We start from the raw sequence: 20046 nt of genomic DNA, 5'->3' as shown, positions 1-20046 counted from the left end.
TTCGGTAATTTCACTGCTCTATAGTAACATGGAATTCCATTTAATCCTTCAAAGATTTGAAGGTTTAACAAAAAGACTACCTTGGAAGTTAGATTATCTTCAATGAACGTGCTTAATACATACAAAGGCACTAATTTTCACTAAGCTCTTTTATACATTAGCTTAACAAAGCCGCTGCCCAATCAAACATCATTAGCCTCCTTCTCCTTAAACTTATTCTAGTTAGTTTCATGTTCCTCGACTTGGTGCAAATAACCAATGAGCTTTTGATAAGTGTCTTTTTTCGACCTTTGATTTCTCCCAGATTAATGGATTATTAATTTATTATCAGTCCCTTTTCAAAGCTTGACAGTTTCATTGAGTCATGATTAGAATATTTTATATGTTAACCTATAGTTATTTTAGTTAACATATAAAAGGAGAATGGGCATGCACAGTGAAAAACAATTACCTTGTTGGGAAGAAAAAATAAAGAAAGAACTGGCTTATTTAGAAGAGATATCACAAAAACGCGAACTCGTATCGACGGCATTCGCCGAGCAGCCATGGCTTATGATCAATGGGTGCAGGATGCTAAATCTAGCTTCTAATAACTATTTAGGATATGCAGGGGATGAGCGGCTGAAAAAGGCTATGGTGGATGCAGTACATACATATGGTGCAGGAGCAACGGCTTCACGTTTAATTATTGGCAATCATCGCCTTTACGAGCATGCGGAACAAGCTCTTGTCGATTGGAAGAAAGCCGAGGCAGGACTCATTATTAACAGTGGATATAACGCGAACCTTGGAATCATCTCCACCCTGCTGTCCCGAAACGATATTATTTATAGCGATAAATTGAATCATGCAAGCATTGTCGATGGAGCCCTTTTAAGCCGTGCAAAGCATATACGCTATCGTCATAATGATCTAGATCATTTAGAGGCATTCTTGAAAAAAGCACCAATTGAAGCATGTAAATTAATCGTTACGGATACAGTCTTCAGCATGGACGGTGACTTTGCTTATCTTGAAGACCTCGTTCGGTTAAAGGATCGTTATAACGCATTATTAATGACAGATGAAGCACACGGAAGCGGCATCTACGGTAAAAACGGTGAAGGTTATGCCGGTCATCTCCAACTTCAAAATAAAATAGATATCCAAATGGGAACATTCAGTAAAGCGCTCGGTTCATTCGGGGCCTATGTCGTCGGGAAAAAATGGCTAATCGACTATTTAAAAAATCGCATGCGCGGATTCATTTATTCAACTGCACTTCCCCCGGCCATTCTCGGTGCCATAAAAACAGCGATTGAACTTGTACAGCAAGAACCAGAACGCCGCTCACTGCTCCAAACACATTCAGAACACTTTAGAGAAGAACTCGCATATAACGGGTTTAATATTTGCGGAAGTCGATCACAAATTGTTCCTATCGTCATCGGGGAAAACGAAAAAGCGATGGAATTTGCCGCACGTTTGCAGAAAGAAGGAATTGCAGCTATTGCTGTCAGGCCGCCGACCGTTCCTGAAAATGAGGCGAGAATCCGGTTTACCGTAACAGCTCTCCACGATAAAAAAGATCTTGATTGGGCAGTTGAAAAGATTTCAATCATTGGAAAAGAAATGGGTGTTATTGAATGAAACAGCCGAATTTAGTCATGCTTCCTGGCTGGGGAATGGAAAAAGGTGCGTTTGAACCGTTAATCAAACCTCTGTCAGATGTATTTCACCTTTCATTTATAGAATGGAGGGATATGAAAGCACTAAATGACTTTGAAGAAAGAGTCATAGACACAATCGCTTCCATCGATGGTCCTGTTTATATACTGAGTTGGTCATTAGGATCACTGGTTTCACTTGAACTTGCAAGTTCGTATCGAGAAAAAATAAAAGGTTTTATCTTTTTTGGTGCAACAAGTCGGTTTATAACAGGAGAAAATTATTCATTTGGCTGGGATCCACGAATGGTCGGGCGCATGAAGAAACAACTACAGCGCAATAAAGAGAAGACTTTGGCTTCTTTCTATGAAGCGATGTTTTGCGAAGCTGAAAAAGATGAAGGTTTATATCATCAATTCATCAAGACCATTCAAAGCGAGTTTCATGGAGATGATGTGTTTTCGCTTCTTATTGGCTTGGATTATTTACTTCAGAAAGATGCTAGAGCAAGACTCGACCGGATTGAAGCCCCCATTATATTGCTTCATGGGAGGGAAGACAACATTTGTCCACTCGAAGCCTCATCTTTCATTAAAGAAAACCTGGGTGGGAAAGCCGAGTTTCATATTATCGAGGATGCTGGCCATACTCCGTTTTTCACAAAACCACAGGAATGTATGCAGCATATAAAAACATTTATTCAAAAGGAGTACATTCATGATTGATAAACGATTGTTAAGTAAGCGGTTCAGTGAACATGCGAAAACATATGATGCGTATGCCAATGTTCAAAAAAACATGGCAAAACAATTAATGGATTTGCTTCCTAAAATAAACACCAACCATGTAATCAATATTCTTGAAATTGGCTGCGGCACTGGTTACTTAACCAGGTTACTCGTCAAAACATTCCCTAATGCCGCTATTACGGCTGTTGATTTGGCACCAGGAATGGTCGAAGTGGCGAAAGGAATGACAGATGAAGAACGTGTTACATTTTTATGTACTGATATCGAAGAAATGGCGTTTAATGAAAATTACGACTTGATTATTTCCAATGCAACGTTTCAATGGCTGAATGATCTTCCTGCAACCCTTGAAAAACTTTTTACACGATTAACGGCTAAAGGAAGCCTCATATTTTCAACGTTCGGAATAGATACATTTCAAGAACTTCATATGTCATTTGAACAGGCGAAGGACAAGCTTCAGCTTGCCATTGATAGTTCACCAGGTCAAATGTTTTATTCTCTAGAAGAATTATCCCAAGTTTGTGAAGATGCAATCCCTTTTTCATCATCAGTTCCAATCGAGATTACAAAAATGGAAAAGTTTGAACTGGAGCACTTTCAGACAGTACGTGAATTTTTCACTTCAATTAAAAAGATTGGTGCGGCTAACAGCAACAAAGAAAACTACTGTCAACGCCCTTCCTTTTTTCGAGAGTTAATCAACATATACGACAAAGAATATCGAAATGAACCAGGTGTGAAAGCAACCTATCACTGTTTGTTCTTTAAAATTAAAAAACATGATCAATCCGAAGATAACCCTGGGATACAAGCAAAATATTATACATGATTGCAGGCCCGATTGACCAGGTTATTTCTGCCGCCGCCTCCCCTAATTCCTTTGGAAAGGCGGCGACCATTTTATGGCTTATTGTAATGATCAACTCATGGGAGTTTGTTTTATGACTTCATCCAAAAACCTTGCCATCTGTAATATTGACTACTCGATCACATAAATCCAACATTCTTTCATCGTGTGTTACCATGATGGCCGCTTTATTTCTTGACTTCACCTCATGTGCAAGCATTTCAACAACATCCCTGCCTCTTTTGGAATCAAGACTTGCGGTTGGTTCATCCGCTAAAATGATTTCTGGGTCATTCATCAGCGAACGGGCGATGGCTACACGCTGCCGCTCACCGCCCGACAGTGCTTCCGGCAAGTGATCTGCCCGATGTCCAAGTCCAAGGTGGCTAAGCAATTCGTCCGCCTTTTTCATGGTTTTTTTATCCCTCTTGCCAATCAGTTCAGAAAGTAGCAGAAGCTGATCCCGTACGCTGAGATATGGCACAAGATTCGATGACTGGAATACAAATCCGATCTTTTCAAGGCGCACTCTAGTCAATTCCTTTGGAGATAATGTTGTAATATCTTCATCATTCAGCAGTAAGCGACCTTTGCTCGGAGATAGTAATGCACCTGCTATTGAAAGAAATGTACTTTTTCCTGAGCCTGAAGGACCCACGATGGCAACGAATTCCCCCGCCCTCACATTCAGGGAAATATTATCAAGGGCGGTCACCTTATTATCGCCTTCCCCATAAATCTTACTGACGTTTTCAAATATTAGTTTATCCCCCATCATGATACCCTCCCTATCGCTTCGATCGCATCTATCTTCGCTACTCGGTATAGTGATAGCAGCGAACCCAATACGGATACAACCAAAAGTAACACGGAATATTTTACGACCAAATCGGTACTCAATTCAAATGGCATTCCTTCTGGCATGATTAACGTGACGCCATATGTCAGGGCAACACTGATGGCTATGCATGTCACGGCAAGCAGCATTACTTGACCAACGATACTTTTTGCCAGGTAGCCAGTATTGGCCCCGAGTGCTTTAAGGACTCCAAATTGATTCGTCTTCTGCAAGGTAATCACATAAAAGAATACAGCCAAAACGAAAGCTGCGATGACAAACAAGAAGGCAATCATCATCGTCAACGTACCCTGTTCCTCTTTGTAGCCTGGTATACTCTGAAGTGATTCTTGTTTCGAAATGAGCGTCAGTCCTTCAGGCAATGATTCACGTACATTTTCTTCTGCCTTCGAATCCATTTGCACGGCTATTGTGCTGATTGAATCTTTCTCTTGATTTTTCAATGCAGGATTAATCTCCTGCCACCCCTTAACATTCATGTAAACTACCGGCGAGTGGCTGTAAGACTGCTTTTCAGTAAACCCAACAATGGTGAAAACCTTACCTGATAGCTCATCTTTAAGTGAATCACCCAATTTATAACCCACTTCTTTTAAAGAGCGATCTGCCACGACTTCACCTTGTTTCTCATTGTCATAGTTCGTTCCTTCAATGACCTTCGGTGCTAAAATACCACTGGCATCGGTCGCAAAAATGGTGACATCCGTTTTCTCCGATGAGCCGATTTTATTCAATGTGATCATCATTTGCCCCAGACCTTCGGCTGCTTTAACATCCGCCGAAGCCCGGATTTCATCCAGCTTCTCCATGGATATGATCGATCGGTTCAATTTATTTTTGGAGTCATGCTCCATTACGAAATAGTCGGCCTTCATGTTTTGTATGGATGAAGCATTATCCGAAGAAAGTCCATTAGCTAATCCTGAAATGATAAAGACAAGCAAAGCGACCAATACCATGATCAGCCCAATCAGCAGATAACGTAACTTTGAATGCTTTAGTTCACGTATTGCCAAAAACATTATTTCATCTCCCATTCCTTTTGTTTACCTATCAAGTCCAACTTGATTCGGTATGAACCGATTGTAAACAATCAATATGAATGGAAGATGAACAACTGATTACATAAGGGGCAACCGTATATAAAAAGTGGTCCCTTTACCGAGTTCGCTATGAACTTCGATCGTTCCCCCATGAAGTTCGACCGTCTTCTTCGTAATCGAAAGTCCTAATCCGCTGCCTGTTTCACTCCTGTTCCTCACTTTGTCGACTTTATAAAACCGATCAAAGATATAAGCGAGGTCTTCTTCCGGAATTCCCATACCCGTATCCGCAATCATCACTTCAACATTACTGCCTATTTTTTTTATCCGAATATTGATTGAACTGCCGCTTTCCGAGTATTTAATGCTATTGGTTATCAAATTCGTCCATACTTGATTTAAAAGTTTCTCATCTGCAGAAATGACGGTTGAAGGCAAATCCATTTCGATCACCATATCTTTTTCCCGCCAATTCCATTCCAGCATGAACAGCACTTGCCGTATTTGTTGCGCTAAATCGAAATTGGACCGTTGCAGCGGATCATCCACTTTATCCAACGAAGCAAGCATGAGCAGCTGTTTGCTTAACAAAGACATGCGCCTGCTTTCTTTTTCAATAATGGACAAGTACTGATCTCTCTGTTCTTTTGTTAATTCCTCCGATTGTAGCGTTTGGGAAAAACCTTGGATGGATGCAAGCGGAGATTGAATTTCATGAGATACATTCGAAACGAACTCCTGCCTCATATCATCCAACCGTTGGATACTATGGGTCATTTTCGAGAAATGCTGTGCCAAATCCCCTATCTCATCGCTCCGGGTGACATTCAATTCATTATTATAATCCCCATCAGCGATCCTCTTTGTAGCCTCCGTTAATTTCGTAATCGGCTTAACGATGAAACGCGTGTTAATGATCACAAATAAAAAGCTGAGAAGGAGCGTGAGTACAAGCAAAACTGCAAGGAAAAAGCGGAATTCACCAAACTGCAGCTCTATATTCGGCCTTACAAACAATGCATGCTTTTCGCCATTGACGTTCAACGGGACCCCAATGCTATTAATCAATACATCTTCAAAAAATCCGGTAATAAATAACCCATTATTATAATGGGCGATCCCTTGATAGGTCTTCCCGTTCAAAACTCCGGAAATCGTATCTGGGTCCAATGCCGTTTCCCGAAACGGCTCACCATATAAAGTTCCTTCACCCTGCTCATTAAATAGATACATTTGATAGTGCAATCCTGCAATATGGTTTAAGTACGCATCAATATCCTGATCAGGATTCTCCTCATATAAGGAGACGATCTCACTTGCGACTTTCTTTATCTTCTCACCATTGTTGGGTTTTTGAACCTGATGATAATAAACATTGGAAATTAAAAAAGCGATGACACTGGCAAGCACCATGATCAAAATGGTTTGAATAACTATCCTGAAATAGAGTGTTTTCACTTCTTGTTGACCTCCAGTTTATAACCTAAGCCACGGACAGTCGTTATAACAAAATCATCGGTCCGCCCGGCAAAACGTTCCCTTAACCGTTTAATATGGACATCAACCGTCCGATCATCCCCTTCAAAATCAGCACCCCATACCAATTCAATAAGCTGCTCACGCGTAAAGACCTGATCAGGAAAGCTCCCCAGCTGAGCCAGCAGCTCGAATTCCTTAAGCGGCAGGAGCAGCGTATTCCCCATTATTCGAACTTCATAACTTTTGCGGTCAATGACCGTTTGATTCAATGAGATGGATTCAGAATTCACCATACGGTACCTTCGCAATAGCGCTTTTATCCGGAATAGAAGTTCCCGTGGCTCAAATGGCTTCACGAGGTAATCATCCGTACCCGCAAAATACCCCTTTTCCTTATCGATAAGTTGATCTTTAGCTGTCAATAAAATGACCGGCAGATCATATTGATCCCGGATTTCCTTACAAAGATCCAGTCCGTTTTTAAACGGCATCATAATATCGACAACCGCCAGATGGATCCGTTCCTTCTCCAGTATCAAGGAAGCCTCATTCCCGTCCTTCGCTTCCGATACCATGTACCCTTCCTTTTCCAAGTGAAATTTAAGCAACTCCCGAATATGCCGATCATCATCCGCAATTAATATATGTATCAAAGAAACCACATCTCCACTTCTTTTATATCCCTAGCTAAACTTACAATAGCAATAATCAATCCTGTAAAACAACAAATACTAATTCAATCTCCAGTTCCTTATAAACTAGTTTGTGACTAATATACAGCACCCTCTTATTTTATATTAAAAGATAAAGTAAAAAAGCGAACAGAATCTCTAAAGACCCTGTCCCTATTTCCATAGTAAATCGTCATATTCACACTAGTTGCGGAAGAGAATTATAGTTCCAAAAATCATCGTTTTAAATATGACTGTCCCTAATGAAAATACCCAAAAGGCTGTTTAAAAATGTATTGATTTTTTCAAAAAAAGGTTTCAAATATTCTGAATATAAACTATAATTGTTTTATTTCAAAACATCTAGGAGGGTCACTATGGCAGTAGTAGAGAAAATCAGCACATTTGCTGGTAAAACGTTTACCATTTGGGTCATTATATTTGCCATTATCGCTTATATCTTGCCTAATCATTTTATATGGATTGGAGCCTATATTGTTCCATTATTAGGAATTGTCATGTTTGGCATGGGACTTACACTATCAGCATCGGATTTTAAAGAAGTTTTCCGACGTCCAAAAGAAGTGGCACTAGGAGTAGCAGGACATTTTATCATTATGCCATTACTGGCATTTGTATTAGCAATAGGGTTCGATTTACCGAAAGAAGTGGCTGTCGGGGTTATTTTGGTTGGATGTTGCCCTAGTGGAACAGCATCAAATGTCATGGTGTTTCTTGCGAGGGGAAATGTTGCGCTTGCAGTTGCCATCGCTTCTGTTTCCACTATTCTAGCGCCTATCGTAACCCCCCTGCTTATTTTGCTCTTAGCAAGTAAATGGGTCGATATCAGTATTGGATCATTATTCATTTCCATCATTCAAGTGGTGATCATCCCATTGCTGCTTGGATTCATTGTTAAAAAGTTTTTCGGTAAACAAGCAGAAGCCGGGGCAAAGGCCCTGCCTCTAGTATCTGTCATTTCCATCGTTCTGATCGTATCTGCCGTAGTGGCTGGCAGCCAAGCTCAGCTGGCTAAAACAGGTTTGCTTATTTTTGCAGTCGTCGTTCTTCATAATGTTCTTGGTTTTCTTCTCGGCTTTTTCTTTGCTCGATTATGCGGGATGGATTTAGCTAAACAGAAAGCTGTTGCAATGGAGGTTGGTATGCAGAATTCAGGTTTAGGTGTAGCTATAGCAACAGCCCATTTCTCACCTTTGGCCGCTGTACCTAGTGCCATTTTCAGTGTTTGGCATAATATATCAGGTTCCGTTCTAGCCTTTATTTTCAGTCGCATGAAAGATAAAAAAAATGCAGGCACAAATAATTCGATGAAAACAGACGCATCATAATATTGTTGGATGAATAAAAAAGCCGATTGAATAAATCGGCTTTTTTTATTGTGAATCAACCATCCTCATCTTTGAAATTCAAAGGAAAATACCAATGATTGTGGGTTCGATTCATATTGCATATTTTAAGCTTTCATACTTAATAGGCGATTTTCCCATTCCCCGATAAATGAACTGACTGCCCTTGTTGGGAGTATTTTTTTGAACTACCTGCTATACTACTAGATAAAAGTAAGTTTATAAAATTTGCTAATGATTCGGGTTATAGTAATTGAATATCATTTTAAGGATGAGGAATATAATGTCACCAAAAATAAAATCGTCAAGAAAAATCGCTAAATATTCACTAATGGTCATGGGGGCGGGTTATATTGCAACCACTCCATTTCAGGGTACGTTGCCGCTGGATTTATTACATGGAGGGTTTGAGGCAGGATTAGTTGGTGGTCTAGCAGATTGGTTTGCAGTCACTGCATTATTTCGGCACCCGCTCGGATTACCGATCCCCCATACAGCACTTTTGCCCAACAATCGTAAACGAATGACAAATGCACTTGTTTCGATGCTAAAAAATGACTGGCTATCAAAGGAAAGTATTCAAGACAAAGTAAAACATATTCCTTTTACAGAAAAATTAATCCCCATTTTAGTAAAAGAGATACAAAGTGATACTTTTAGAAAAGTCCTGATTAAACTTATCAAGCAAATGATTTGTTATATAGATATAGAAAAGATTACACCTTTCGTTGCAAAAAAAATTAAAGCATCACTTTCCAACATAGACATGGGCAAGATTCTTCATCTAGTAAGTTCAGAGTTACTTAATGAACAATTTGATAAGAAGGCCTTGGATCATGTTTTGAAAAAAGCGGAAGATTGGTTAAGGAAAAAACAAACCAGCCGTCGACTTGGCACTGTTTCCATGGATGTACTCAGCAAGATTGAACTGGATGGTATGCTTCAGTTTGCAGTCAAATCCATTCAAAGTCTGCTTAATGAAGAGAAACTTGGGAATATCATACAAAACCTTTTGTTAAGTGTCGTAAATAATTTACAAAACGAGAAAGAACCAAATAGAGAGGCTCTAATCTTATATATCCGGAAAGAGATACAAGGCATTAACCATAACCAGGAGCTGTTAGAAGGAGTTGAAAAATGGAAAAATCAACTTCTGACAAAATGGGAGCCTGAGGCGACAATAAAGGGAAGTCTACAACAAATTCAACAAGAGGCGTTAGATTTCGTAGAAGATGAACATTTCATGGATACTTACCTGACTCCAATAATTCAGGACGTACTGGACAACATAAAAGAAAATAGCACGCACATCGATCAATGGGTACAGAAACAAATTACTGTTCTCATTGAAAAAAATCATACGCAGATCGGTAATCTTGTCCAAGAAAATTTAGATAAGCTAGACAATGAAACACTGATTGATATGATGGAAAATGGTGTAGGAAAAGACTTACAATGGATTCGTGTGAACGGAGCGGTCTGTGGTTTTATAATAGGGCTTATCCTAACAGGTGCACAGGCTCTACTTAAGCTGTTATAATTCAGGCACCTTCGGCCGGTTTGGTAACTGCAGTATACTGTTGTTACCAAATCAACTGGTGCTTATTCGTTACCATTAGTATGCCGTTAATATGCAGGGCCCTCTTTGTTGCTATTTACCAAATAATGCGGTGTGGTTGATTTCCCCTCCAGATGCTCGCTTTCCGCGGGGCGGGCGGTGAGCCTCCTCGGCGTGAACGCCTGTGGGATCTCACCTGTCCCGCTGCTCCCGCAGGAGTCTCGCACTTCCGCTCCAATCAACCTTAAATCGTTTCGTTTTAAAAACAACAATCTTTACGAAAAGAGCCTTTTTTAAACATAAAGCTAGCCAAGGTTTTCAAGAAACACCTTGGCTAGCTTTTCCTTTTGTACAACATATTCATCAAAGCCCCACTTAAAGCAGGGCTTCAATTAACTAAGGCTTGAATTGATGATCACTAAGCCAGCCATCAATATGATCTAAATTAAAAATCAGCAAATTATCGATGGGTCTGAGATGGGGTATCTTTTTATTTAATATTAGATCATTGATTTCCTCTTCGGTAATTGGATAATTTACCGACTCAAGGTAAATCATTAAACTTTTTATACCATAGGCTTTCCTCATTTAATCACCTCCCACCAAATTCTCCTTATACAACATAAAGAAAACTTAGTGCTAGATATTAAATGAAAGACCGCTCAATACTTTATACCCACTTATTGAAGGAATAATCGCTTTTACTTTATGTAGGCGCTTTAAATGAGGAAATTAATCTAACGAATAGGGCTCCCTCTCCTCGATTATCTCCACTTCGTCCCATTCCACAGATTTGGAGTACATATATTTATCGGTTCGTTCAAACCCCATCTTTTTAGCAAGTTCAGTGTTTGTTGTATCCAACAATACTTTTCCAGTTTTTCTTTCTTCAGATGCTCGAAACACCTCTCCCTTTTATATTGCCTTTGAATTTATCTTAAATAAATCTACCTCTTCTACAGAAACATTTTTTATATAGATATTTTCATCTAAATGTTTGAAACCTTGAGATAGATCAGCTTGTTTATGACTTATTAACCTTATAGACTTATCTTCCAGTAGACTAAAACTATACTCGCTACCATTATGCATTGCATACTTTCCTTTTTAATTTTCCATCACCCAAATTCAAACAGCTTCGCTTTCCGTTTAACATAGCATAAACTGGACTCTGGACATAAAAACCCCCTATAAAAGTCTTTTATAGGGGGTTTTTATATGGGTGATTTCCATCAATCTCCATACTCTTCTTTAATTGCTTTATCTGCACAAAAACTATGAAATTTCTCGATTAATTGATCAATATCTTCTTTTCTTGTGATTTTCTCAAGCCATTCTTTAGGGATGTCGTCCATTTTATAGTACATACCTGCCATCGTGCCTGTAATGGCACCTACTGTATCCGTATCATCCCCTAGATTCACTGCTTTTAAAACGGCTTCGCTAAATGAATCTGAATTTCCTAAGCACCAAATGGCTGCTTCTAACGTATGAACGACATAACCATCTGACTGAATTTCTTCTTGTGGTAATGAAAAGAAATCTTCCTCAAAAATTCTTGAATAGAATTGCAGCTCTTTTTGGTATATATGATCTTTATCAAAATTCTCATCAAAAAGTTCTTTTATTTCCCTTTTTGAAACTTCAGGAGAATTATTATAATAAAGTCTAAGTAAAAACTCGACATAAATAATGGAACCTACCACAGAACGCGGATGTGCATGGGTTACTTCCGTGTACTTTTTAATGGTTTGGATTTTTTCAATGAAATTAAAGTTATTAAAAAGGATAAATGCCACTGGAGCGATCCTCATCAACGCCCCATTCCCATTATCAAACATGGCGTTTCCGCCACATTCTGGTGCCGGTGTTCCATTTTTAAACTTGATTATGGCTTCACTTGTCGTTCTGCCAATATCGAACATTTCATGATGTGGTGTCCAATAGCCAGATTCCATATACTGAACGAATTTTTGCATCAGCTCCGTTGAATCGCTTTTTTCAATTAAGTTTTCAATTAAACATAAAGTTAACGAAGTATCGTCCGACCAAGTGCCTGGCGGCTGATTATAGGTACCATATCCCGTTATATCATTAATAGTGAAAGTCCCTCTTTTTTTAAATTCAACCGGGACACCGAGCATGTCTCCAATAATACTGCCATACAGACTTGGTAACATTCTTTTTTTTAGATTAAATCTCAAAAAACTTTTACTATCGTCTTCCCATCTGTCTACCATTCTTCTGCTTGTCATTCATTACACCTACTTTTTAATTAAGTCTAGTATAAGATGCAATTTACCATTTGCATCTTCATTCGCTTCTTTAATGAACAATTCTTGACCTGCATTGAGAAGTAATTCTGCCTCATCAGGGACGTTACTAATATCGCCGACATAGGCAGCCTTTGCTCCTTGGGGTATATTAATTGTCCATAAAACTTCTTTGTAATCAAAAGAAGATTCTTTTACAATCGCCGTACTAATAAATCCTTCATCCTTAATAGTCTTGCCTATTAAAGATTCAACATCTATATTCCCATATTTATTTATGCTAAAAATATCTTCAAACGGTCTAAAGTCAGTTCCTCTATATACCTGCATATTATGTGGAACGGTTGCTTTACTAAGACCACTTTTAATATCATCAATAACCTGCATATTTATGCCATGTAAAGAATCATCGATTCCTCTTAAATAATTATTAATATATTGATAGTCAATTCCAGTATATTTAATAATAGCTTTTCTTTCACTTTCAGTTAACGATTTCAACCAATTAGCATAGTTTTTATTACCCCATTCATGAGCTTCGGCTATATTACTAATTGTAGGGGTTGCTTCACCGGCCCCACCTCTAACACTAAATTTCTGTACGAGCTCCTTCACTTTTACTGAATCAGTTTCAAGTCCAATCATATTATGCCCAGCAGGTTGAAGGGATGGTCTGAGAACAGGCATTTTGATTTCACCAATTGCCCGTCCAGCCGCTTTCCCATGAGAAACGGCAATTTCCTTAAAGTTTTTTGTTTCATTGGCAATAAAGCGGCCGGTTGTTTTCGCAACATTCCCAGTTGCTTTACCCACCTTTATCACATTTTCATATGTGGCTTTGCCCATACCGTTGATGATGGCTTGAGCCTTATGTACCTGCTTTTGCGCAAATTCCTTGCTGTAAGGGACGAACTTTGTACCACTTGCTACTTTATCGGCGACTTTGGCCGCACCAGCCACACCGCCGATTCCGAGTGCCATCATCAGGCCGTTCTGGCGCTGTTCCTCGGTTAGCTGGTTGCCGAACATGTCTTTGCCGGTGACGGCCTCAAAGAGGCCGTTGGCTGCGAGGAGGCCGTATATCCCGTATTCGGTTTTCTGGAGGAGGCTAAAGCCTTTTGTCGTTTTATAGGCATCGAGCGCGTGGTTCGCCGCGTTGAGTCCTTTGGCCGTTTTATAGATGGCGCTGCCGCCTTTGATGGCCCGGCCGGCCCAGCCGACGACGGGAATGAATCCAGCGGCGGCCATGGCGCCGGCGGCGATTCTTTCGGCATCGGACAGCTTGCGGCCGGTTACTGGATCGACTCCGGTTGAGGCCCTGATTGAATCATAATATCCCGTGAATTCGCCTGTAAAGGTTTTTGTCGTATCCCAGGCTTTTTCGTACCATGGGCGGTTTTCGAGTTCTTCCATTTCTTGTTCGATTTTCCGGGCTTCGGCTTGCTGCTTTTTGAAGGTCTGATAGTCTTTCATCTGACCGGCGACTTCATCCTTCACTTGATAGACATCACTTTTCTTGAAGGCCGATTGATTGAAGGTCATCGGCGAAACGTTGCCGTCCTGTTTGGTGGCATCGAGCAAGGCGCGGAAGAGGCCAACGGCCACGTTTTCCTGCCCGACGGATACATCATATTCCTCGACCAATTGCCGGTCGACATTCTCGACTTTTGTCACGGTGTCATCCAGCCTCTGGCCGGCCAGTGTGATTTTTTCATTAAAGTCTTTTTGGTCGAACCTATCAAGAGGCAGGATATCGTCAATGCTGTCGAGGATCCTTTGGAGATCGTTTGCTTGTTCATCGACAAGCGACTTCGCTTGGTTGATGCCGTTCGAGACTTCGCCATCTAAAAAGGGAACCTCGACCACCGTATTTCCGGAAAGGTCCGCCTCTTCCAGACTTGCCGGAATGCCTTCCAAAAAACTGATCTGGGTCGTAAAAAGTTCCATCCAGGCGTCCGCCACCTCGATTTGCGCTTCATAGAAGCTTTTGATGGCAGTGGCACCGGCCCCTTGAAACTCGTTATCCAGGCCGACGATGCCCTGAAATTCCTTTTTCAGGGCTGTGACTTCCTTCTTTAGTTCTTCATATTGCTTGGCGCGCGACTTGGTTGCGGCCGTCAATGTCTTGGCTTCATATATTTTCATCGCGTAGGATACCCATGTGAAGACGTATGGGCGATGGCTTCATCCTGTTCTTTTAATAAGTCAATGTTGGCACGGGTATCTTCCACATTTTTCTGGACGATTTTGATATATTGCTCAAAGACCTTTTCCAGGTTCGTTTCCCGGTCGATCCATTTCGAGGTGAATTCCAATTTATTGCTGCCAAGCTCGCCTGCCGGCAAATTTCCAAGCGTGACTGTACCAAGTGCCGTCTTCACCTGATCGACTTGCTTCGTTACGGCAGGATGATTCAGTTTGATTGTCGTCATTAAAACAACCACCCTTTTAAATATGATATTTTACTTTCCAATTGATCTATGACGGCTTCCCCTTTACCTAATAGAACATCCGCTTCATGTGCTATGGTGCCTGCTGCACTCAGAGCCTTTTTTTCTATATTAAGCATCATGATTTTACCGTCGATTTTCTCTTGATAGTCGTCATAATCATCATGAATGATCGTTGACATTGCCTTGTAAGCATCACTGCGGGCATCCTGAAAGTCTTCTGCACGGTTTCCCGTCCAGCTTTTACCCAAGTCCGGATTTTTTATTTTAGCAATTTCCCCCAGACAAGCATTCTGTTCGTCTTTGATTTGTCTTTTTGCCTGCTCCAAACGATTGATTTTTTCATTCACATCGGACATTTTGCTGGAGAGGGCTGAGTGAATTTCACTCAATGAATTTGCATACACTTAAAAAATCACCTCAAACATACTATTCTCATTATGTAGACTGTCATATTTTTCATAATTTTTATTATAAGGATTATAGTCTTAGAGTTAAATAGGGATAAATAAGCTATTTATGCTAGGTATTTAGGGAATCCTTCCCATAGTCATCAATTACGAATTAGACTTATTACCCCTCGTTTTCCATTTTTAAACAAAAAAAAGAGGATGCAGGCTGCACCCTTTAAATACTTACTGCATTATTTGTATTCCTTTTCGTCAAATAAATGCGGTACTTTCACCTTTTTCCCTTTTTTATGATTGAGATCAGGTTTTTTAGCTTCGATTTTAGCTTGGTCATAGACAGCGGTGCCGACAATTTCAGCAACATCTTGAAGCTTTTCCTTTGAGATTTTATCAATGGTATCATCAGGAGTATGATACCAAGGTTCTGATGGACTGTGGATGAATAAAGCAGCGGGAATCCCAGCTTCAGCAAAGGATACATGGTCACTTCTCCCGCCTTGTCCATATGGAGTCGGCTCTCCATTCATTCTTGTACTTGATGCTTGGGCCAGCTCGGTTACAAGGTTCATTTCTCCATCATTAGTCAAGATGACCAAATCCCCGGCATCCTTACTTCCCACCATATCGAGATTGAAGTTGGCAATGGTCCGCTTGATATCATTATCAGGGAGATTGCTCACATAATGCTGTGAACCTAGCAATCCATTTTCCTCTGCCCCAAAGGTGACGAAGCGAATTTCCGTATCTGTCGGAAGATTCTTCAGAACACGTGCAAGTTCAAGGGTGACGGATGTTCCTGATGCATCATCATTCGCTCCGGGTGCCCCCGCGACGGAATCATGATGTCCAGTAATATAAATGATATCGCTCTTCTTTGCTTTATTGTTCTTTGTTGCTTTTTTCGTTGCCACTACATTATAAGAGGTTTTTTCTCCGGAATAAGCTCCTTCGATTTTTAATGATGCTGTCAATTTAACTCCGGCATTCAATTTTCCCAGCAGGGCTTCCCCATCCTTTTTGGTTATCGTGACAGATGGAACAAACTTGTCATTATCCTCTCCGAGTGTCCCGTTCAATTCCCCATCTGCATTATTGAATAGGATGACACCCGCTGCCCCTTTTTCTGCTGCATTCAATACTTTCTCTGCAAAAGTGAGGCTGCCTCTTTGTATAAGGGCAATCTTCCCTGCAACATCGGTTTCCTCCAGCTCTTCTTTCGTTCCTAAACCGGCATATACAACGTCACCGGATAGGTCCCCATTAACTGAATAGGTTAAATGGTTCGCTTGGATTTCCCCATCAAATCCGGCAACGGACAGTTCGACCAGATTTGGGTCTGTATAAGATAAAAAATTGAACTCTTTGATAGCGGCATTATAGCCATAAGATTGGAATTGCTTTTTGATGAATTGGACGGCTTTATACTCAGAATCCGTACCGGCCACCCGAGGTGTTTGTGAGAGGTATTCAATATTCCTGTAGATTTTATCGGCATCGATTCTTTTAATGACTTGCTTGTCCGTGGATGGCGCTGATAGCACCGGCGAAGAATGTGGCGCTGCTAAAGCGGTGGTTGTCCCAGCTGTTCCGAATGTCAATGCTGCGATTAAGGTTACTGATAGTAATTGTTTTTTCATAGATTGCCTCCCAGTTTAATAGATTCCACCATAATTTTACAATATAGAGAAAATACTAACTAGGTAGGTTTATCCCTATTCATACATGTCTAAAGTAACGAATTTACAAATTAAAGAAATTCACAGGAAGTTTGACCCCTGCTAAAAGTTCTCCATCATTCGATATTTTGTCATATTATATAAAAATACCTGTAATCCAAACAGGATTTCCGCTCTTTTTCGGGAAAATAATACAGAAGAGATAGAATTTCTACAGGGAGAAGGCGCAAAGATGTCGATAACTAAATTCGTGATGCCGGAAGTGATTTTTGGAAAAGGTTCGATTGAACAGGCTGGCGAGGCCTGCTTGCGTTTGGGTGCCAAAAAGGCCTTGATAGTCAGCGACTCAGGGGTGGCCAATGCCGGCTGGTTAGAAATAGTCATTGAATCCTGCCAAGATGCGGGCCTTGCTTTTGCTACCTTCATTGAAATGACGACCAATCCGAAGGACAGGGAGATTGAAGCCGGCTGTTTGACATTTAAAGAACAAGAATGTGATGCCATCATTGGCTTGGGAGGAGGCAGTGCTTTGGATGTCGCCAAAGGGGTTGCCCTTTTAGTAACGAATGGCGGCATCATCAGTGATTATGAAGGTGTTGATAAAGTCCACTCACCCCTCCCGCCCATGGTGATGATCATGACCACTGCAGGATCGGGTTCGGAAGTATCTCAGTTTTCGGTGATCGTCGATTCATTCCGCGAGAAAAAAATGACAATCATTTCAAAATCACTCGTCCCCGATATTGCAATAGTCGACCCTGGTACCTTAACCACCTTGGGACCGGATTTGACCGCAGCCACGGGAATGGACGTTTTAACCCACGCCATTGAATCCTATGTTTCAATCGCTGCGACACCATTGACAGATGTACAAGCCAAAAACGCGCTTTCCATCGTTGCCCGCCACTTACGCCCCTCTGTTGCATCCAGGCATAATGAGGAAGCAAAAAAAGCGATGGCGATGGCGAGCCTGCAGGCTGGACTGGCTTTTTCCAACGCCATTTTGGGAGCTGCCCATGCCATTTCACATGCCATAGGCGGCAAATACCTCCTTCCGCATGGTGAAATCAATGCGATACTCCTTCCCCATGTCATGGAATTCAATCGAATTGCCTCACCAAGGCGATTCAGTGAGATTGCAGGTATCATGGGCATCGATACACGGACATTGACCGAGCAGGAAGCAGGAATGGCAGCCATACACTTCGTAAGGGAATTATCCCAGGATATAGGGGCTCCCAATAGTTTAAGTGATGTCGGCATTACAAGAGAAATGATAGACCCCATAGGGATGACCGCTCTTGAGGATGCGTGCATGATCACAAATCCTCGTGATATGTCATTAGAACAGATTAATCAGCTGCTTCTTACAGCCCTTTAAGAGGTGAAAAGCATGAACAAACTTGAATTGATAGATTTAATGACAGGTGTGAAATCTTCAAAGAAAACGTATTACACGGAACTTAAGAAAACCGTGGATCAGCTGAAGAAGAAGAATATGCAGCTTGAAATCATGAATGACATCACTAAAAATATGAATATGGACATCGACATCCAAGAAATTCTCCGAAATGTTATTGCAAAACTTAAGCAACTCATTACCTTCGATGACAGTCATTTTGTCATATTGTATGAGGAAGAGCCTGCCCTGCTTCATATCTGCCCTAATGGTCACTGTGAACTTGAAATGGATGCAAAAAACTTGTTATACCCTTTTCAGGATTTCTCGTCCGCCTTGAAAGAAAAACAGCCGATTCAGGTGGAAGTTAAACGGTTACCGGACTTCCGGGAAAAGGAACGTCTATTATCCCTTGAGATCGAATCACTTCTATTGGTCCCTTTATACGGAAAAAGTAAAAAAATCGGAATCTGGACTTTCGGCAGGAAGAAAAAGAAAACATGGCCTAAAGATGAACTCGAATTTCTTGAACAACTATCCAATCAGCTTGCGTTAACTTTGGAGAATGCCCAGCTTTATAAGGAAGTCCTTCATTCCAAACAGGAATGGGAGGATACATTCAAGGCAGTTGAAGACATGATCATCGTCTTTGATCACAAAGGAGCGGTCTATCAATCCAATGATTCGGCCAGGGACTTTTCCGACCTGGTTCCTTTAATTGAAAAATCCCAAAATCTGATTCAAGATACCTTTTCATTTAATAAGCCAGGGTTTCAGGAAATTCCCCTTCAGCATGATACCATCCTGGAAATGTATGCCTACCCGATTCAGAATAAGGAACATCAAGTATATGGGGTCATTGCTTATTATAAAAATGTCACCGAAAGAAGACAGATGGAAGTCCAGCTATTACATGCCGGTAAACTTGGGGCGATCGGTGAAATGGCAGCAGGGATTGCCCATGAATTGAATAGCCCATTAACGGCCATTCTTGGCAACTCGCAAATTTTATTGCGGAAAACCCCACAGGACAATCCGGATTATATGCTATTGGACGACATTAAGAATTGCGGGGACCGATGCAGGCAAATCGTGAAAAGCCTGCTTACCTTTTCTAGGCAGGATGAGTATAGATTCCACTATTACTCTATTAACGAAGCCATTCACCAGGTCCTGAACCTTTTGAAGTACCAACTTGGGAAGAAGCAAATCTCCCTCCACCTTAGCCTTCAGGAAGACCTTCCTTTCATAAAGGGCAGCCAGCCGCAGATCGAACAGATCATCATCAACTTGCTATTGAATGCAAAGGACGCATTGGATGAGTCCGAACAAACGGAAAAATCGATTGCGATCACTACCTATTCAGAAAACGAGTTCTTGGTGGTTCAGGTGACTGATAACGGAACGGGGATTGAACAAGAACGCCTGCCCTTCATATTCCATCCCTTTCATACGACTAAAGACCGTGAAAAGGGTACGGGTTTGGGGCTGTCTGTAAGCCTTGGCATCGCCAAAGACCATGGTGGGAAGATCGATGTTTTGAGCACACCAGGACAAGGAAGCACTTTTTTCCTGAGGCTTCCCTTACAAGCAGAAGAGGAAAGGGGATGATAAT

The 20046-nt window shown here is 41.0% G+C and carries 19 protein-coding genes; 7 read left to right on the top strand and 12 right to left on the bottom strand.

The features are described 5' to 3' along the window. Window positions 1-429 precede the first annotated feature (429 nt). The 3 genes from bioF to bioC are packed head-to-tail and all read left to right on the top strand — an operon-like array spanning window position 430 to window position 3228. Window positions 430-1629: an 8-amino-7-oxononanoate synthase gene (gene bioF, locus QNH43_RS02390; protein ID WP_076370701.1), complete on the top strand. Its 1200-nt coding sequence runs from the start codon at window positions 430-432 to the stop codon at window positions 1627-1629. Beyond that, window positions 1626-2372: an alpha/beta fold hydrolase gene (locus QNH43_RS02385; RefSeq protein WP_283916671.1), complete on the top strand. Its 747-nt coding sequence runs from the start codon at window positions 1626-1628 to the stop codon at window positions 2370-2372. The genes bioF and QNH43_RS02385 overlap by 4 nt, the downstream gene beginning before the upstream one ends. After that, entirely contained in the window at window positions 2365-3228 is an 864-nt protein-coding gene (gene bioC, locus QNH43_RS02380) for a malonyl-ACP O-methyltransferase BioC (RefSeq protein ID WP_283916670.1), read from the top strand. Before QNH43_RS02385 ends, bioC begins: the two co-directional genes overlap by 8 nt. Before the next feature lie 118 nt (window positions 3229-3346). On the opposite strand, the gene QNH43_RS02375 is transcribed toward bioC, so the two are convergent. From QNH43_RS02375 to QNH43_RS02360, 4 genes are all read right to left on the bottom strand, one after another. Next, window positions 3347-4024, bottom strand: a complete 678-nt coding sequence (locus QNH43_RS02375; RefSeq protein WP_283916669.1) for an ABC transporter ATP-binding protein — start codon at window positions 4022-4024, stop codon at window positions 3347-3349. Then, window positions 4021-5127 carry an ABC transporter permease gene (locus QNH43_RS02370; protein ID WP_283916668.1) on the bottom strand — a complete coding sequence of 369 codons (1107 nt, stop codon included), beginning with the start codon at window positions 5125-5127 and terminating at the stop codon, window positions 4021-4023. The genes QNH43_RS02375 and QNH43_RS02370 overlap by 4 nt, the downstream gene beginning before the upstream one ends. 99 nt (window positions 5128-5226) lie before the next feature. Beyond that, entirely contained in the window at window positions 5227-6606 is a 1380-nt protein-coding gene (locus tag QNH43_RS02365) for a sensor histidine kinase (RefSeq protein ID WP_283916667.1), read from the bottom strand. Further along, window positions 6603-7280: a response regulator transcription factor gene (locus QNH43_RS02360; RefSeq protein ID WP_076370693.1), complete on the bottom strand. Its 678-nt coding sequence runs from the start codon at window positions 7278-7280 to the stop codon at window positions 6603-6605. The genes QNH43_RS02365 and QNH43_RS02360 overlap by 4 nt, the downstream gene beginning before the upstream one ends. Before the next feature lie 395 nt (window positions 7281-7675). Between QNH43_RS02360 and QNH43_RS02355 the strand changes: the two genes are divergently transcribed. Further along, complete coding sequence (locus QNH43_RS02355) at window positions 7676-8647, top strand: bile acid:sodium symporter family protein (RefSeq protein ID WP_283916666.1); 972 nt, start codon at window positions 7676-7678, stop codon at window positions 8645-8647. A 301-nt stretch (window positions 8648-8948) separates the two neighbouring features. After that, on the top strand, window positions 8949-10205 hold the full coding sequence (locus QNH43_RS02350) for a DUF445 domain-containing protein (RefSeq protein WP_283916665.1): 1257 nt from the start codon (window positions 8949-8951) through the stop codon (window positions 10203-10205). A 414-nt stretch (window positions 10206-10619) separates the two neighbouring features. Here QNH43_RS02350 and QNH43_RS02345 read toward each other — a convergent pair whose 3' ends face one another. From QNH43_RS02345 to QNH43_RS02310, 8 genes are all read right to left on the bottom strand, one after another. After that, window positions 10620-10811 carry a hypothetical protein gene (locus QNH43_RS02345; RefSeq protein ID WP_283916664.1) on the bottom strand — a complete coding sequence of 64 codons (192 nt, stop codon included), beginning with the start codon at window positions 10809-10811 and terminating at the stop codon, window positions 10620-10622. A 144-nt stretch (window positions 10812-10955) separates the two neighbouring features. Beyond that, entirely contained in the window at window positions 10956-11129 is a 174-nt protein-coding gene (locus tag QNH43_RS02340) for a hypothetical protein (RefSeq protein ID WP_283916663.1), read from the bottom strand. A 9-nt stretch (window positions 11130-11138) separates the two neighbouring features. Beyond that, window positions 11139-11315, bottom strand: coding sequence for a hypothetical protein (locus QNH43_RS02335; protein ID WP_283916662.1), 177 nt, complete (start codon window positions 11313-11315; stop codon window positions 11139-11141). Window positions 11316-11455: 140 nt separating this feature from the next. Next, the gene (locus tag QNH43_RS02330) at window positions 11456-12478 is read right to left on the bottom strand and encodes an ADP-ribosylglycohydrolase family protein (RefSeq protein WP_283916661.1); all 1023 of its coding nucleotides are present in this window, start codon (window positions 12476-12478) and stop codon (window positions 11456-11458) included. A gap of 9 nt (window positions 12479-12487) precedes the next feature. After that, the gene (locus QNH43_RS02325) at window positions 12488-14641 is read right to left on the bottom strand and encodes an ADP-ribosyltransferase (protein WP_283916660.1); all 2154 of its coding nucleotides are present in this window, start codon (window positions 14639-14641) and stop codon (window positions 12488-12490) included. Continuing rightward, complete coding sequence (locus tag QNH43_RS02320; protein ID WP_098370402.1) at window positions 14638-14928, bottom strand: YwqI/YxiC family protein; 291 nt, start codon at window positions 14926-14928, stop codon at window positions 14638-14640. The genes QNH43_RS02325 and QNH43_RS02320 overlap by 4 nt, the downstream gene beginning before the upstream one ends. Then, on the bottom strand, window positions 14928-15353 hold the full coding sequence (locus QNH43_RS02315) for a YwqH-like family protein (RefSeq protein WP_241590107.1): 426 nt from the start codon (window positions 15351-15353) through the stop codon (window positions 14928-14930). The genes QNH43_RS02320 and QNH43_RS02315 overlap by 1 nt, the downstream gene beginning before the upstream one ends. 236 nt (window positions 15354-15589) lie before the next feature. Beyond that, entirely contained in the window at window positions 15590-16993 is a 1404-nt protein-coding gene (locus QNH43_RS02310) for a M28 family peptidase (RefSeq protein ID WP_283916659.1), read from the bottom strand. A 271-nt stretch (window positions 16994-17264) separates the two neighbouring features. On the opposite strand from QNH43_RS02310, the gene QNH43_RS02305 reads away from it, so the two are divergent. Next, window positions 17265-18413 (top strand): iron-containing alcohol dehydrogenase, encoded by a 1149-nt coding sequence (locus tag QNH43_RS02305; RefSeq protein ID WP_283916658.1) that lies wholly within the window; start codon window positions 17265-17267, stop codon window positions 18411-18413. A gap of 12 nt (window positions 18414-18425) precedes the next feature. Further along, window positions 18426-20042: a GAF domain-containing sensor histidine kinase gene (locus QNH43_RS02300; protein ID WP_283916657.1), complete on the top strand. Its 1617-nt coding sequence runs from the start codon at window positions 18426-18428 to the stop codon at window positions 20040-20042. The last annotated feature ends 4 nt before the right edge of the window (window positions 20043-20046 follow it).

Source organism: Peribacillus simplex, from assembly GCF_030123325.1.
GTDB lineage: Bacteria > Bacillota > Bacilli > Bacillales > DSM-1321 > Peribacillus > Peribacillus simplex_D.
Note: the sequence above shows the minus strand (reverse complement) of the source record. Positions and strands in the feature narration are given on the sequence as shown.